This is a genomic window from Actinobaculum suis (genome assembly GCF_900102025.1).
GTDB classification, from domain to species: domain Bacteria; phylum Actinomycetota; class Actinomycetes; order Actinomycetales; family Actinomycetaceae; genus Actinobaculum; species Actinobaculum suis.
In genome coordinates this window covers 1-16194 of sequence record NZ_FNAU01000021.1, presented here as the reverse complement: position 1 = coordinate 16194, position 16194 = coordinate 1, and the positions used below count along the sequence as shown (strand labels likewise).

The following is a 16194-nucleotide window of genomic DNA, read 5'->3' as shown; positions in this document are numbered from 1 at the left end:
TGCGCGGAATATGTTTTACGGGACATGGTAGAAGACTACCTTTCTCCGGCTGAACGCCGGGGCTAGCCTATGTCCACCAACAGGGGGTCAGGTCCGATTTAGGCGTGCGTGGCATCTGGGCCTCCTGCTCACTGGTTACAAAGGCTTGATTTGATGGTTCGCGCGGATCGGCCGTGCAATTCCAAACGGCTCCGCGCAGCTTGATCTGGCGGCTCCGTGCAGCTTGGCCCGGCGGCTTCAACCTGTTTGGCCCGACGGCTTCAACCTGTTTGGCTCGACGGCCCCAACAGTTTGATTAAAAGCTTAGGGGGTAGGAGATCGTTCCTACCCCCTAAGCTGGTTTATTGAGCTGTGATATCTGCACGGTGCCGCATGTCTACACAATGCCGATACCTGGTGGCGCCTCTATCTGGCGGCGTCGTATTTACCCAGCGATACCGACTTCTCAGTACTACGACGCTGCTCCATTGCGTATGTCAGCTGACTGATTCATCGCACGCGCCATGCATTTACTCTGTGCTGTTAGTACTCGCACTCGTCCGTGGCCCTTGTGACTCTCTAGAAGCCGTTTGTGTGCCGGCGGTTAGAGTCTTTTTCGCGGCCGGGCCTGGCGTGCCATTGCCCCAGCGGATCACATCCACTTCGGTGAGATCTTCTTGCTCGAGGCGCTCGACCTGTTCTTCCCGGCTGAGGTTATAAATACCCAGACCAGTTGCCGCCAAGATGAGAGCGAAGATCATGCCCGACCAGTTGAGCACTGCCCACGGCACGTATTCGAGCGTGGGCACGCCCAGAGTGGCAGCCATATATGCACCCGCCGCCGTCCACGGGAAGAGCGTTTCAGTTACCGTCACCGAATCTTCTAGCGTTCGTCCGAGCACCTTCGGATGCACCCCGCGCCGTACATACGCGGGCCGGAGTACATCGCCCGGCATAATGAGCGAAATCTGGCCATTGCAGGTAACCGCGATTGTGCCCAAGCCGATGCCAATTGTGGAGGAAACTAGACCGAAGCGGGTCTTCACACCGCTGAGCACCCGTTCCACAAGGTAATCCAAAGACTTAGATACACCCATGATCCCCGCAAATGCGATGGCACAGAAGCAGATTGCCAAAGTGCCGAGCATCGAGTTCATACCGCCACGCTCCAACAGTGTTTGCATGCTCTCCGATGCGGTATCAGGATCCCATCCCGAGGCGGTGATCATATCGAGTTTGAAACCAGAAACAAGCGTGGTGAAGGCGTCCTTGATATGAACTCCTTGAAACACGAAAGCATTAATCAGGCCAAGTACGGTACCGAGCAACATCACCGGAATCGTGGGTAATTGCATTCCCGCTCCAATGAGTACAACAATCGCAGGTACCAACATCCACAAATTAAAGTTAAAAATGGTGCTGAGCTCGGAGGTGATCGCTTCCACCCCGCTGATATCTCCATCTACGTCATGAGACATAAAACCGGCGACGCCGAACACAACGGCCGCAAGCACGAAAGCCGCGCCAGTTGTCCACAGCATGTTCTTCACGTGCGTGAACAGCGGAACACGGGTGATCATGGCAGTAATATTCGTGGTGTCTGAAAGTGGCGACATTTTATCGCCAAAGTAAGCACCGGAAACGACTGCCCCCGCAACCATTGCCAGGTTGACATCCATGCCAATAGCGATGCCCATGAACGCCACGCCAATGGTTCCAGCCGATCCCCAAGAAGTTCCCGTACATAGGGAAACAATCGCGGTGCCGATAAGGGCGATGAGCGCTAGCCACCGCGGATCGATAAGTTTCAGACCCCAATAGACGAGGTACGGAATGGTACCGCCGGCCATCCAAGAACCAATAAGGATTCCGACCGTAAGCAAAATAAGTAAAGCCGGCCAGGCTTTTGCCATTTTCTCGGAAACGGAGTCCATCATGTCGTCCCAGCTATAGCCCAAGTACCAGGCAACCACCGCTGCTACCGCGGCAGCGCTAATAATCATGGGTTCTACGGGCAAGTCGAATCCGATATAGCCACCGCCAATGAATAACACTAGAGCTAGAACTGGCAATAAAGCTAAGAAAACATTGAGTTCTCGCTTCTTCCGGGGCTTGGCAACTTTGCTCGCTGTGCCGGTAGAATTTGCAGAGTTTGCGGAGCCGGTTACGGTAGCGCCTTTGCCAGTTCGGTTTTGTGCAGGTGGAGTACCCGCAGGATTCTCCGCGGTTTCGCGGTTCTTTTTGTGAGCCACTGTTCTCACCTTTCATTCATTAGTCGTTTGTTGGCTTTGTTGTCCGCCAGCTGCTTTGCCCAGATTGCGGGTTGCATAGACGGTGGCCTTGTTCTGATGCCACTGCTGGAAGCGGTCAAAAGCTTCTTCCAACATGGGCCGCGGCACGGCTAAATTGAGCCGGGTATAGGCGGCCCATTCAGTGCCAAAGCCGCTACCCGCTGAAACCTGTACGCGGGTTGCAGCTTGGAAAACCTGCATTTTTTCCGCGGTGTCCAGTTCCGGGCCGGTGTGGATCCACAACAGATACGTGGCTTCTGGTGTAGCCGCTTGCCAATGCCCAGCGTGATCTGCGTTGATGCGGCCTATGGCATAGGCAAAATTTGTGTCTATATAAGTGCGTAGACCGGCTAGCCAAGCATCGGTTTCCGTCCAGGCTGCGATGGCGGCAGGGATCGCAAAATAGTTCGGATTATGGAAACCGTGTGCACGCTTGCCGGCTTCTAATTCTTGGCGCAAATCCGCATTTTCTACGATTATTGCCGCCGCTTCCAGGCCTGCCATATTAAAAGTTTTGCCAGGAGAAACCGCGGTAATAAGCCGCCCGGTGGCGGCCAAGTCTGGTGCTACTTTGGCCAGCGGATTATATTGTGCGCCTTGCCGGAGCAGGTCGCAGTGAATATCGTCCGAAATTACTAGGCAATTATGTTTGCGTAGCAGTTCCGCGAGATTTTCTAGTTCCTTCTGCGTAAATGCTCTCCCGGTGGGATTATGCGGATTGGTGAGGATGAACAGATCGGCGCCATCTAGCCGGCGTTCCAGATCCGCGAAATCAATTCTCCATTCGCACGAATTTGCGGGCGGCAACATAAGACTTTCGCTAATGTGCACGCCTTGCTTTTCGAGTACTTCTAGGATCGGATCATAAGCAGGCGAAAGAGTAACCGTTTTTTGCACTCCGCGAGTGGTGGCGATCATCGCCACCAGTTCTACTACGCGCGGCATAAACACCACGCTTTCCGGCGCGAATTCCCACTCGTGATGCCGGGCGAACCAACCCGCCGCGGCCAGCCGGAAATCATCGAATACTTCGGTGTACCCGTAAATCCCATGGGCGGCAGCTTTCTCTACCGCCGCTTGCACTGCCGGTGCCGTCCGGAACTCCATATCTGCTACGGAAAGCGAAATTGCTTGCTCCCCCATCGAGCTAGCCATGAGGTCCCACTTCGCGCTATAGGTATTCCACCTATCTACAGTTTCGTCGAAACGATGCATATACCTCCCTGCGCTATCTAGCTCGCGCAATATTTTGTTTTCCACGAGAGCCTCCTCGCACTCTTCTGTGTGAAACACGCGCCGCCAGGTGTTTGCGATAGCGGAAACTTGGATTCTTTCAGCCTTCGCTTACACCGAATGCCCAGAGTAAAATCTTTGCTTACTCCGCAGCCATCCTCGCCTTGCACCGCCTACTTATAACCGGGTGGCAACTATGGACTCCTGGCCATGTAGTCGTCGAGGAATCCCTATTGGATGCGGGTACTACCCCTTCTTTGCAGGTAGCCTCCAACGTCCAATCACACCGGGCGGAAAACCCGCTATAAGCCATAAATTTGGCGTCCGGTAGGGCACTCTCGACTTTGTTTTTCTATAAAACTAAGTCACTGGCCTGGGGTTGTCAAGGGCCGTAACTGGGGCCAAGCTTTTCGCACGCCTTTCCGATTCAGCCTTCCTAAAATTTCTGCCAACCCTCTCGCTAGACACCCAGATTTCGACGGCAAATAGCGCTTTGGGCGCAAACTCAGGCCCAGGCGAAAATCGTTTTTCCGCTCCCCTTGCAAGTCCCGCGCCGCTCCGTCTAGACTTTGTTTTATTACACAACAAAGTCGTTGGAGGCTCGGTTTCGGGTTTGCATTTTGCATGGTTATACAGCGCAGTGGATACATGCTGCAGTGCCAGTCAGAGGCGTCCAAACCCATCCGCACTAAAAGCGCCCGCGGCAATGTAACCGAGTGAAGCGAGTGAGAAGAAAGGCCGATTATGGCAGATCTGTGGAATATCGAGAAGATCCCGTTTGTTGGTACCGAAGAGGTTAAGCAGGGGCGCGGTTTTCGCTATTACGATGCCGATCGCGTAGTTGCCGGCAAGAAGATGAAGGATTGGCTGCGCTTTGCCGTGGCCTATTGGCACACCTTTGATGCCCGGCTCGTCGATCCTTTCGGGGATGGTACGGCGCAGCGCCCCTGGGACGGCAAGTATGCAGACCCACTCAGCCAGGCCCTAGCGAAGGTCGATTACTCTTTCGAGTTCTATCAGAAGCTCGGCGTGGAATACTTCTGCTTCCACGATCGTGACATCGCCCCGGAAGGCGATACTTTGCGCGAATCGAACGCGAACCTGGACCGCGTCGTCGAACAGATTGCTGCACAACAGGAGGCTACCGGCGTCAAACTCCTGTGGAACACCTGCAACCTTTTCAACAATCCGCGTTTCGCTTCCGGTGCGGCCACTTCTCCTTTCGCGGACGTTTACGCCTACGCGGGCGGCCAGCTCAAGCATTCGCTGGAAATTGCTAAACGTTTGGGCGCGGAAAACTACGTGTTCTGGGGCGGGCGCGAAGGTTACGAAAACTTGTGGAACACGGATTATAAGCGCGAACAAGATAATATTGCGCGCTTCTTCCACATGGCCGTGGATTACGCGCAAGAAATCGGTTTGGAAGCGCAGTTCCTGCTCGAACCGAAACCGAAGGAACCCACTACGCACCAATACGATTTCGACGCCGCTACCACGATCGCCTTCCTGCAAACCTACGACCTCATGGACCATTTCAAGCTCAACTTGGAAGGCAACCATGCGAACTTGGCCGGGCACACGTACCAGCACGAAATCCGGGTGGCGCGCAGCGCGGGCGTGCTCGGCTCGCTGGACGCGAACCAGGGCGATAAGTTGCTCGGTTGGGATCTAGATGAATTCCCGTCTGATTTGTATGAGACGACGGCGGTTATGTGGGAAATTCTCGATGAGGGCTCGATTGGGCCTTCCGGCGGCCTGAACTTCGATGCCAAGCCGCGGCGTACTTCCTACACGCCGGAAGATCTGTTCCTCGCCCACATCGTGGGTATGGATAGTTTCGCGGCCGGCCTGCTCGTAGCGGCGAAGATGCACGAAGATGGTTACATCCAGGATCTGCTCGCCCAGCGCTATGCTTCCTTCGATACCGGTATTGGCAAGCAGGTAGAAAGCGGCGAGGCCACTTTGGCCGATCTGGAAGCCCACGCGCTTGATATTCCTTCCGCCGAACTGCTGGCTGCCACCGAGCCCGCACACCTCGAGCTCATCAAGGCCACGATCAACAACTACATCATCGCCGCGCTGCGGTAAGCAGATACGCTACGCGAGGCGGCGGCGTCGCCCAAAGCAACTGCGCACGGCCAGCACCTGCGCAAAGCACCACTCTAAGCGCGCACTAGTAGCCCAGCGGCCCGGGCCCGGATTCTCAAAATTCCGGCCCCGGGCCGCCTTGCTGCTTAGACGGCAGTGTCTCCTCGGTATACTCCTTATCGTCCTCACGTGATACGGGTGTTCCCATGGCAAGGAAGCCGGCACTCCCAGCTGGCATCCCCCGTGCCAGAGGAAATGAGGAGTACGAAAAACTGCTACCTGCAAGCAGCCACAAGCTACGTAGCTGCACAAAGGAGACTTCCGATGACTATCCAGATGACCGCCGAGTTCGAGGATGCACTTTCCCGGATTTCCGAGGGCCGCAATGTGCTCATCACGGGCAAGGCGGGAACCGGCAAGTCCACTTTGCTGCGGCTCTATCTGGAAGCACAAGCCGATAAGGAAATTCTGGTGGTGGCACCAACCGGAGTGGCGGCCCTGAACGTGGACGGTTTTACGATTCACCGTGCTTTTGGTTTCCGGCCCGGGCTATACCCGGAAGATATCGGCCCGGGCGGAGATTGGCATTTGAGTTCGGCCCGCCGTGAGGTGCTGCAGAATACGGATATCCTCGTGGTTGATGAGATCTCGATGGTTCGCGCCGATCTTTTTGACATGATGGACAAAGCGCTCCGCCTGGTGCGGCGCAGCACGGAACCTTTTGGCGGGGTGCAGCTCGTACTGGTAGGCGATTTACTCCAGCTACCTCCCATACTTGCCAATAACGAACTCGAGTACTACCAGGCCAACTGGGATTCGCCATATTTCTATTCCGCGCACTGCTACCCAGATTTAAATCTAGACACCGTCAACCTCACCACGGTGTGGCGCCAGGCTGATAACGAGTTTGTGGAAGTCTTGAACCAGATTCGCGAAGGTTCCCTTGACGGCAACGCCATCACCATCCTCGATAGTTGTGTGGAGGAAGATTTCGTTCCCCCAAACGACTGGGTCACCCTCACTGCTTTCCGCCGCACGGTAGACAAAATCAACATGGCACGGCTGGAGCAACTCCCCGCGCCCAAGTTTTACGCTAAAGCAGAATACTCCGGCGATTCACACGGCCAGCAGTTCAGCGGCGCCGAAGAACTTCACTATGCCGCGGGCGCGCGCGTGATGACGGTAATGAATGATCCCGCAGAGCGCTTCGTGAACGGTTCCTTCGGAGAAATTGTTGCCGCCAGCGAGGATCTGTTTTCTGTGCGCTTAGCCGACGGCGGAAAGGTTGTAGATCTTCCCCGCCACACTTGGGAAATCAACACCCCGAAACTAACTGACGGCCGGGTCAGTAGCGAAACTATAGGTTCAATCCAGCAATTCCCGGTAATCCTCGCCTGGGCGATTACGATTCACAAAAGCCAGGGCAAAACGCTTCCCAAATGCTATATCGACCTCACCGGGGGAACGGCAACCGATGGCCAGTTTTACGTGGCGCTCTCCCGCGCCGTCGACCTCGAACACTTGCGCCTCAGCAGGCCGGTGGAGCCCCGCCACGTGCGTGCCAATAATTCTTTGGTGCGCCGCACGCGCCGCGAAGTCAGCCGCCCGATAACCACGAATAAATTCGTTTTCCTTTCCTTTGATGGCGTGAATTTTTCGGTGAGCCAGCACATCGCTCGTATTTACTGCCAGATCGTCGAAGCCGGCAAAACTGTGGCGCAGTTTGGTTCCTGGATTAATCCCATGGCGGATCTGGGCGATTTTGGCCGCCAGAACGAAATCCCTTCGGGCGGTTTGGCAATGGCTCCCACGCTCGGCAATTTTTGGCCGCTGTTGCGGCGCCAGGCTGCGGGTGGGCTGATTATTGGGGATCGGCTACCCATGCTCGAACGCGCGGTACGGCACCAAGAAAAGGGCCTGGATATTGCTTTGGGGATCGGCTACGACGTCTCCGAGTTCGATTTCACTCCCGCAGGTGCGGACGTGGTTGCGCGCTGCCAAAGCATGGCCGCTGCTTTCCTGCAAGGCAAGTTCGCGCTGAGCCGCGGCGAAGTGGTACCGGAAGCGCCGCAGGAAACCGAAGGGGCCGTCTTCGTTCCCGCCTGGGCTCCCGCCCAGCCCATGGAGCTCGATCCGCGCCAGGCAACCGATTTGGATCTCGCTTGGGCGGCGCTTTCGGGCGGTGGTGCTTCGGCTGGTAATGCTTCGGCTGGCGCAGCTAACCTCGCGGCAGTTGCCGAGTGCGCTAATTTCCTTGCCACCTGGGCTTTATCGCGCGGTTGCTGGACGGCGCGCGAGTATGAAGAGGTGGTTGCCCGCACGCGTTCCTTGGGGCTCGCGCATCCCGATCTCCCACCCGTGCAAGATACGACGCCGAACATCGCGGAACTGCTTCGCCCCGGAACCCGGGTGGCTTTCACCGGCCGTGACAACTTGCTAGGAGCGCCTGCGGATGACGCCCGCCTGCGGGAAATCTGCGCCGCACGCAACCTCGAATACAAAACCGGGGTTTCAAAAACGATGTGCGATGTGCTGGTAGCCCGGGACCTAGCCTCAACCTCCGGCAAAGCGAAGAAGGCCCGCGAGTTCGGCAAGCCCATCATCGAACAAAGCCAGTTCGAGGACTGGTGGAACAATGGGCCGTTTTTGAGTGCCGAAGAGCAAGAACCGGCAACGCCTGTTGCTTTTTCTCAGCCCGCTACTCCTCGAAGCACCGCGCCCATTACCACCGATTCGGCTAGCGAAATTGCTGATATCCCTGAGCTGAAGGTAGGAAAAGCGGATGTGCTGTTACAGCGAGGTACAAGGGTCGCGTTCAATGGCTCTACGTATATCCAGGGCACGCTCGTTAGGCAGGGCAAACCACTACAAAAACTCTGCAAACGTGTAGGGCTGGATTACAAACCGGCAGTAACAAAGACGCGTTGTGACGTACTCGTTACAGATTCACTCGAGTCCACAACCAAGAAGGCGGTGCTTGCGCGTAGCTACGGAAAACCCGCGGTCCTCGCAGAAGACTTCACCCGCTGGGCAGAGGCTCAGCTTGCAGGTGGTTCGGCCGGCCGCTCCACAACGCTCCCGCAAAAAGCCGCTGCGGAACTGCATAGTGGCGCGGTTCATGCGGAAGCGCACGCGCCTCAAGACCCTGTTCAAGCGCGGCCGATATCCTCATCACCGGCGCAAACAGTCCCTCATTCGGCACCATCTCCAGCCACGCCGCGACCGGTCCAAGCAACGCCAAGACCAGCTCCAACAACGTCACGACCAGACTCGCCAATGCCAAGACCAGCCCAAAGGGTTCCCAATCCAGCCACCGCGCCGTTAGGAAACGCCAGAGCCATGCCGCAGCCAACGAGCAGTACAAATACTGCCGGTAAGGCAGCACGGCTATTGTTCCTTATGTCTGTTGTTCTTTTTGCCGCGTTTATGGGATTTGCGGCTATAGACCAGATAAACGCGGCAACTGTATTTTTTCTATTTTGGGTGTTAGCGCTGTTAGGAGCCTCTACCTGCGCAGTGATCACACTCGTGCGGAAAATACGTACTTTAATGAGATGAGGGGATTCTTGGCTCTTCCTGTTTTTAGGGTGTTGGAGCCGTTTTTCCCTTGCTGTAGTGAACGGTTGAAACACGGGGCTGGTTTCTGGCGGTTAGCCGCCGAGATGTTCCGGGGCCCGGTAGCGGCGGCTAAAAAGTCTGGATCGGCAGATATCAAGCCGGTAAACCGCTAGCTGTACTTCCCCGTGAGGTTGTGAACGCGTGATGCGGGTGTTTGGCCTCCGCTGCCGGTATGGGGTCTGTGGTGATTGCACTCGTGGAGCCAGGCTTGGTAGGCCTGGGCCCGTTCTTCTTCACTGGAATAGGCTTGTGCGTAGGCCCATTCTTGGGCCAGGGTGCGGTTAAGGACCTGACCCCCCGGTTGGTGGACATGGGCTAGCCCCGGTGGTTTGCCGGAGAAAGATGGTCTTCTGCCATTTCCAGTAAAAAATATTCCGCGCAGTTGAAAGAGGAATGCAGTAGCCGCGTACGAGCCCAGTGCGGCTTCGATGGCGCAGGTTGCTTCTGATCTGGGAATTAACCGTAATTCACTGCAAAACTGGGTAAACCAGTTCGTCACCAAGGGTGCTGGCTAGGCGGCGCAGTATTTCGCGAAGGAGATGTCTTGCGACCGGCTTCAAGCTCGTCGAGGACCACCGTACTGAGTTCTCAGAAATACGAAGATTTTCCCCAACCCGCATGAGTGCCGCCGGCAGGTCTTTGCCTGGTGTACCCGGTAAACCGCTAGGGCATTCCGTATCCATGTGACTATCGCGCGACTTCGCCGTCCTCGATGGGGGCGCGCGAGATTTGTGCCCGGCTCGGGCCACCTTCCCAATCGCCCAGCGTGCCCACTGTATAGGCTCCGAGCAGGTGCGCGCGATCCAGCCGTTCTGCCGCGTCCAGTCCATCTAACAAGCCCGAGATATAACCTGCGGCGAAGGCATCTCCTGCACCAATGGTGTCCACCGGGTCCACCTTCAATCCTGGGCGTTCTACCCGGTGATCTGGCGTTGCTACAAGTGCCGTCGATGATTCCTTCCAAACCACTTCACGTACGCCCGCCTCGAGCAACTGCGCAATCGCCGCATCCCGTTCCGAGTTACCCGTCAGTAGTTCCAGCTCTGCAGTTCCGCCGAAAACTACATCCACGGATTTTGCGATGCTACTAAGAACGCCCGCGGCCGTTTTGTGATCCCACAAGCGCGCCCGGAAGTTTACGTCGAACGTAACGGTAACTCCTTTATCTCGAGCGCCAGCGACGGCGGCTTCGACCGCTTTCATGCAACGCTCACCAAGCGCTGGCGTAATACCGGTAATGTGTAGAATCTTCGGTTCGAGGCCCAACAGGTAGTCAATTTGATTAGCCGAGATGACCCTCCCGGCAGATTTCGCACGGTAGTAATCAACCGCTAAGGCCCCCAGGCCAGCGCTGAGCGATGCCAATAGTCCCGTTGAGCGGTCCTCGATTCGCTCAACGGCTGCAGTGTTTACGCCTTCTCCCCGCAAGGTTTTTACGATCAGATCACCAAACAGATCGTTGCCCAGCGAACCACCCCAGGCCACCGTATGCCCGAGCCGCGCAAGTCCGATCGCCACATTGGATTCTGCTCCCGCGAACGAGGCCCGGGGGCGCGCCCCCACCTGCGGAGCTTCCAGGAATCTAAGAACTCCCATTGTTTCACCGAAAGTTACTACATCCACTACTTTAACTCCCTAAACATCATTCGTTTGTTACTGGTTACCCGCATCAGCACACGGGGGCGATCCCGGAATCCCATACCTCTTTAATCTCCGCCGCACGGCGGGTAATCTCCGCAAGGTTGCCCTCCGCAACGAGCGCCTCAGACACAATCGATCCTCCGATGCCGAGCCCGGCACACCCGAGCCTGCGATATTCGGCCGCGTTTCCCGCATTCACGCCGCCCGTTGGGAACAGCGGAATGTCCGGCAACGGATCCTTGATCGCCTTAATGTAACTTGGGCCGCCGAGCGCCTGGGCTGGGAACACCTTGACGCCCGCCACGGCAGGATGCCGGTATGCCGCTTCAATTTCTGTTGGAGAAAACGCGCCGCAATACACGGGTACATTGCTCGCATCCGCCGCGTCGAGCACTCCCTCGTCGATTGTGGGAGTCACAAGGAATCTTGCCCCCGCGTCTATGGCCAGCCGGGCACCTTTCGCGTCCCGCACCGTGCCGACGCCGATTGCGGCGCTTTTCGTAGAGTTCCAGCGTTCTACAATTTCGAGAGCACCGGGGGTTGGGAGTGTCACCTCGATATCGGTAATTCCTCCATCGATGATGGCGGAGATAACGGCGTCGTCAACCACCGTTTCACGCAAACGAATAATCGCAATGAGCATGAATCTTCCTAAATTCCTAACGCGCGTAACGGAGTGAGGGGAGATCGAAATGACCTCCCCTCACAATCACTTACGACGCTGATTCATCAGAGCCAATTTCTACTTGGTCGTTGCGCTGGGCTTGCGCCGCTTCTTTTCGCTGCGCGCGCCGCTTGCTCACAAAGTCATTGACGAGCGGCGCCAGCAGCATGAGCACTGTCAACACGATGAGTACCGCGGAGATAGGCCGGGTGAAGAACTGGGTAAAGTCCCATTCGGTTTTGATCACGGAGTTCAAGAAATTCCGTTCCACGATCGGGCCCAACACGATACCCAACACCACGGGCGCTAACGGCAAACCGAATCGTTCAAATAGAACACCGAGTATGCCAAACACCAGCACGATGATGATCTCGAGATAACCATTGTTGATCGCATACGCACCCATCACGGAGACAGCCACAATCGATGCCATGAGGATTGCACGCGGGATGCGCAAGATCGTAGACGCGCCCTTGATCAGCAGGAAGCCGAGCGGCAGTAGCAAGATATTCGCGATGATGAACATCAGGTACAGCGCATAGAGAGTATCCGTATTTTGCGTGAAGAGGGCCGGCCCAGGTTCGATACCCTTCACCACTAGCACGCCAATCAAAATCGCGGTAATGGTATCGCCCGGAATTCCAAATGCGAGAGTTGGGATGAAAGCGGAGGCGAGTGCCGAGTTATTCGCGGCCGAAGCGCCAGCGATTGCCTCCGTGGAGCCCTTACCGTACAACTTGCTGTTGCGCGACGTCGCCTTAGAAATGCCGTACGAAATCCATGCCGCAATATCGGCTCCGGCCCCCGGTAGCGCGCCGGTGATTGAACCGGTCACACTTCCTTGCGCAACAAAACGCCCGTGTTTGCGAATCTCGCCCAGCGATTCCCTTAGCATGCCCTTGGTTTTAACAACTGGCATCTTACGTACTTTCGAAGATTGCGTCGTGACATTTCGCAATACCTCGGACAACCCGAAAAGACCAATCATTGCCGGAATGAAATCGATGCCACGGTACAGCTCGGCCAATCCAAACGTGAACCGAGGCTGGCCTAACGTCAGGTCCAATCCTACCGTCGAGATCATAAGACCGAAAACCAACGCCAGCGCGCCCTTCACCTGCGAGCCGCGGGAGATAATTACCGCTGCAGTCAAGCCCAGAACCGCCACCCAGAAGTATTCGAAGGAGGTGAAGTTCATGGCGAATCGGCCCAGCAATTGCGCAAGGAAGATCAGAACTACTGAACCTACGAGCCCGCCAATGACGGAAGCGATAAGAGAAACTCCTAGGGCAATAGCACCTTTGCCTTTCCTCGTGAGAGAGAAAGCATCCTCGACGTAGGCTGCCGAGGAAGGCGTGCCCGGCATGCGCAGTAAGCCTCCGGGAATGTCACCCGCAAAAATTGCCATCGCGGACATAGAAATGATGGACGCGATCGCTGGAACCGGATCCATAAAGAAAGTAAACGGAATAAGTAGAGCCGCGCCCAGTGTGGCCGTGAGGCCCGGGATCGCACCGACCACGAGGCCGAAAGCACCCGCCAGAAGAACGATCACGATTGTCATCGGATCTCCGAAAATCAGCCCCAATGCAGAAGTAATATTCTCAATCATGGTTCTCTAAATCCCCAAAATTCCATCCGGGAGCTGCACGAGGAGTCCCTTTTCAAATGCCAAGAACAGCACGGCAGTCACCACGGCAGAAAAGACAACTGCACGGATCGGTTTCTCCTTCAGCGCCAGCATGATCGCAAGAATCATGAGGAACATTGTGAGAATGAAGCCGAGGTGTTCAGCTAACAGGATGTAGCCAAGTACACCGCCGATAACAACAAGGCCGTTAACAACGAGCCGCGATTTTGATTCGTCAGTAAATTCGAAGCTTCCACCGGCACCAATTTTTTCTTCGTCCTCGCCCGCCGCGGCGTGCGCCTCAAGAATTTCGTCCAGTTCTTCAGACTCGCTCTCCACTGTTCCGCGGAGACTCTCGATAGCCAAGATAGCGCCAAACACGATAAATAAAATGCCGCCAACGATCGGGAATAGGCCGGGTCCTAAATGCCCGGTCGAGAGACGTCGCATACCGAAGCCGTAGATGATAATCCCGATCCCACCTGCGATGGCAATCAAAGAGATGACCAAATCGGGTATCGACACTTTGCGTGCCGAATCCGCTTCGGCACGGGTTGCCTTATTTTTGTTCATCGTTTCCTCCACGATGGTAAAACGAAATGGTGGCGGTGCCCTGCGAGCGCCGCCACCATTAACAGCTACTTGGCGAGGCCAGCTTCTTTCATAAGGGGACCGTACGCAGCGTCGGCTTCCGTCATGAATTTGGTAAATTCATCTGTGGACCGGTACTTGATCTTGAATGCGGAAGCATCCATAACCTCAACAAAGGCATCGCGTTTAACGATGTCAGCAATACGGCAGTCAAGCGCTTTAACGATCTTCTCGTCAGTACCCTTCGGGACTACGATGCCGCGCCAAGTTCCGCCCGTGTATTTGTATCCGTAGTCAGACAGCAACGGAACGTCTGGGTAGTTCTCATCTTTCTCGGTGCCCATGATGGCGAGCGTGCGAAGTTCACCCGAGTCGACCATCGTGCGGACCTCCCCGATCGACGAGGTCACGATGAAGTCCACACCGCCAGCGGTCAGTTCCTGCACCGCTGGAGCAGCTCCATCCGAGGGCACCCAGGTAACGTCATTCGTATCAATGCCTGCCTCCATGAGCAGACCGAGCATTGCCAAATGTCCGATACCACCTTGTACGGTGCCGGATGCATTCAGTTTGCCCGGATTAGTTTTAATGGCATTTATCAGGTCTTCGATCGTTTTATATTCCGAGGAAGCGGAAACAGTAATGGCCGCGGAGTCCTCGTTAACCTGGGAAACTGCCTGGAGACCTTCGGGAGTCAGATCCGTTAGATCCTGCCAGTGCATCATTGCAATTTCTGCAGTTACCAGCCCGAGCGTTTGGCCATCTGGTTTACTCGCTGCCATGGCCTGGTGCCCAACAACACCGCCGCCACCAGTCCGGTTGACGACGTTTACTTGAACGCCGAGATCCTGCGAAAGTTCATTCGCCAAGGAGCGGGCTACTTGGTCCGTTCCACCGCCTGCCGAGAAGGGAACAATAATCTCAATCGGTCCCTTGGGGTAACCGGGTGCCACATCGCACTTGTGCGTAGAGCCGCCGTCGCCGCCGTTGCTACTTGCTTCATTAGTTGCCTTCCCGCCACAAGCGGAGAGTAAGAGCGCGGCAGAGGAGAGTACCGCCATTGCCTTAAGGACGCGTTTCTTCATTTTAAAATCCAATCACTTCGTCGTGGGATATCTTGGCTGTGCCATTTCCAAGCTGATATCTATAATGCATGCACGATAACTGCGGCGTCACGCAAATGAAACCGCGACTTTTCAATACGGGATATGGGAAAATCAAATAGCCCGTGGTCGGACGCCCGGGGAAGCGGGGCATTTAATACCATTTAGCATTGTTTGCTATCCCGATCCCCGAATCTCGGCCACGGGACCGGATGGGGTGAAAATAGCTATGCCAAAAATTCATAGATTGGATTGGCTGCAATCTTTTGTTACGGTGGCCGACGTCTCGTCATTCTCCCGAGCCGCCCAGTTGCTCCACCTTAGTCAGTCACGGGTATCGGTACACGTGGCCTCTCTTGAAAAAGCGCTTGGGCACAAGCTGATCGACCGTAGCACTTCCCCTTGCAAGCTCACTCAGTCTGGCGAGAAGTTCTACTCCTACGCCAATGACATTCTGAGCTTGCTCTCCGAGGCCGTCACTCTATTGGACAGCGCAAAGACTCTGCTCACTGGGAGCGTTGTGATAGGTACGATCCCGTCGATTTCCGCCGCATTCTTCCCTGAGGTCCTCCGCACACTTCGCGCCGATGAACCACACATGGTAGTAAGCCTTATGGAAAGGACGTCCTCGCAGCTGCTCGAGAATCTCATCTCTGGCGAGGTGGACGTGGTGGTCCGCTCGAGTCTCGGAAGCGAGAGTGCAAAGAACGATCACACCTTGAAACTGTGGCAGGAGCCGTATGTTGCCGTCTTCCGCCACGATGCGGTGAACAAGCCACGGGGTAGCACCATCAGTCCGGCAGAGCTTGAGAAATTCGAAATTGGAATGACGGGTGCCCCAGGTGTGGCCGTCGATCCGGAACTTCGCGTGGCCCTCAATGCGTGGCGTATCGATCCGCCACAAACTAATCTGCGCACAGAACAGCCACAAACTCTTCTCAATATGTGCAAGGCCGGGCTTACGACGCCGGTGATCAACCTTCTCGCTTTCTTGACTTGCGATCACAGCGGCCTCGAGTACTTTCCGATCGACAGCGGCCTGTGGCGAGAGGTAGCCGTCAGTTGGAATCCCGCGAAACGGCGCACTGCTGAAATCGATAAAATGATCTCCGTGATCGCATCCACTCCGATCCCGAAAGGCACGCGCCGCCCCGAATGCTGAGAGCCAATAAGCCCTGCAAAACAGAGTTTCTTGACGCCCAATCTCTTCGTCTATAGAACCGCTACCTACACCGCGGCGTCCATCAACTCTAAAACACCCTGGCCTGGGCTGGATTAAATAGACCATGCGATTTGAGCGTGTCTTCCGTGACAGCCCCTGTTGGGCAGGAAGACTGGTAATCATGAAGAAATTCT

Annotated in this window: 10 protein-coding genes and 2 pseudogenes; 4 read left to right on the top strand and 8 right to left on the bottom strand. The window is 55.9% G+C overall.

What is annotated here, in order from left to right:
* Window positions 1-509: 509 nt before the first annotated feature.
* Together nhaC and BLT47_RS08495 are read right to left on the bottom strand one after the other, a co-directional pair.
* Window positions 510-2231 (bottom strand): Na+/H+ antiporter NhaC, encoded by a 1722-nt coding sequence (gene nhaC, locus BLT47_RS08500; RefSeq protein WP_074663825.1) that lies wholly within the window; start codon window positions 2229-2231, stop codon window positions 510-512.
* Between the two features lie 12 nt (window positions 2232-2243).
* The gene (locus tag BLT47_RS08495) at window positions 2244-3485 is read right to left on the bottom strand and encodes a MalY/PatB family protein (RefSeq protein ID WP_083330193.1); all 1242 of its coding nucleotides are present in this window, start codon (window positions 3483-3485) and stop codon (window positions 2244-2246) included.
* A 762-nt stretch (window positions 3486-4247) separates the two neighbouring features.
* Between BLT47_RS08495 and xylA the strand changes: the two genes are divergently transcribed.
* Together xylA and BLT47_RS09655 are read left to right on the top strand one after the other, a co-directional pair.
* A complete protein-coding gene (xylA, locus tag BLT47_RS08490; RefSeq protein ID WP_074663819.1) occupies window positions 4248-5591 on the top strand; it encodes a xylose isomerase in 1344 nt (447 codons plus the stop codon).
* Between the two features lie 324 nt (window positions 5592-5915).
* Complete coding sequence (locus BLT47_RS09655; RefSeq protein ID WP_074663815.1) at window positions 5916-9149, top strand: AAA family ATPase; 3234 nt, start codon at window positions 5916-5918, stop codon at window positions 9147-9149.
* A gap of 169 nt (window positions 9150-9318) precedes the next feature.
* On the opposite strand, the pseudogene BLT47_RS08480 reads toward BLT47_RS09655, so the two are convergent.
* Window positions 9319-9513 (bottom strand): annotated as a pseudogene (locus BLT47_RS08480) (integrase core domain-containing protein); the annotation flags it as partial.
* A gap of 94 nt (window positions 9514-9607) precedes the next feature.
* Here BLT47_RS08480 and BLT47_RS09770 point away from each other — a divergent pair.
* Window positions 9608-9724: pseudogene (locus BLT47_RS09770) on the top strand (transposase); the annotation flags it as partial.
* 172 nt (window positions 9725-9896) lie between these two features.
* On the opposite strand, the gene BLT47_RS08475 reads toward BLT47_RS09770, so the two are convergent.
* The 5 genes from BLT47_RS08475 to BLT47_RS08455 form a co-directional block, all read right to left on the bottom strand.
* Window positions 9897-10832 carry a sugar kinase gene (locus BLT47_RS08475; RefSeq protein ID WP_074663811.1) on the bottom strand — a complete coding sequence of 312 codons (936 nt, stop codon included), beginning with the start codon at window positions 10830-10832 and terminating at the stop codon, window positions 9897-9899.
* Window positions 10833-10878: 46 nt separating this feature from the next.
* Complete coding sequence (locus tag BLT47_RS08470) at window positions 10879-11493, bottom strand: bifunctional 4-hydroxy-2-oxoglutarate aldolase/2-dehydro-3-deoxy-phosphogluconate aldolase (RefSeq protein WP_049618935.1); 615 nt, start codon at window positions 11491-11493, stop codon at window positions 10879-10881.
* Window positions 11494-11563: 70 nt separating this feature from the next.
* Window positions 11564-13126: a tripartite tricarboxylate transporter permease gene (locus tag BLT47_RS08465; protein WP_049618936.1), complete on the bottom strand. Its 1563-nt coding sequence runs from the start codon at window positions 13124-13126 to the stop codon at window positions 11564-11566.
* A 6-nt stretch (window positions 13127-13132) separates the two neighbouring features.
* A complete protein-coding gene (locus tag BLT47_RS08460) occupies window positions 13133-13717 on the bottom strand; it encodes a tripartite tricarboxylate transporter TctB family protein (protein WP_049618937.1) in 585 nt (194 codons plus the stop codon).
* Window positions 13718-13782: 65 nt separating this feature from the next.
* On the bottom strand, window positions 13783-14820 hold the full coding sequence (locus BLT47_RS08455) for a tripartite tricarboxylate transporter substrate binding protein (protein WP_143021826.1): 1038 nt from the start codon (window positions 14818-14820) through the stop codon (window positions 13783-13785).
* 247 nt (window positions 14821-15067) lie between these two features.
* Between BLT47_RS08455 and BLT47_RS08450 the strand changes: the two genes are divergently transcribed.
* Window positions 15068-16000 (top strand): LysR family transcriptional regulator, encoded by a 933-nt coding sequence (locus BLT47_RS08450; RefSeq protein ID WP_049618939.1) that lies wholly within the window; start codon window positions 15068-15070, stop codon window positions 15998-16000.
* The last annotated feature ends 194 nt before the right edge of the window (window positions 16001-16194 follow it).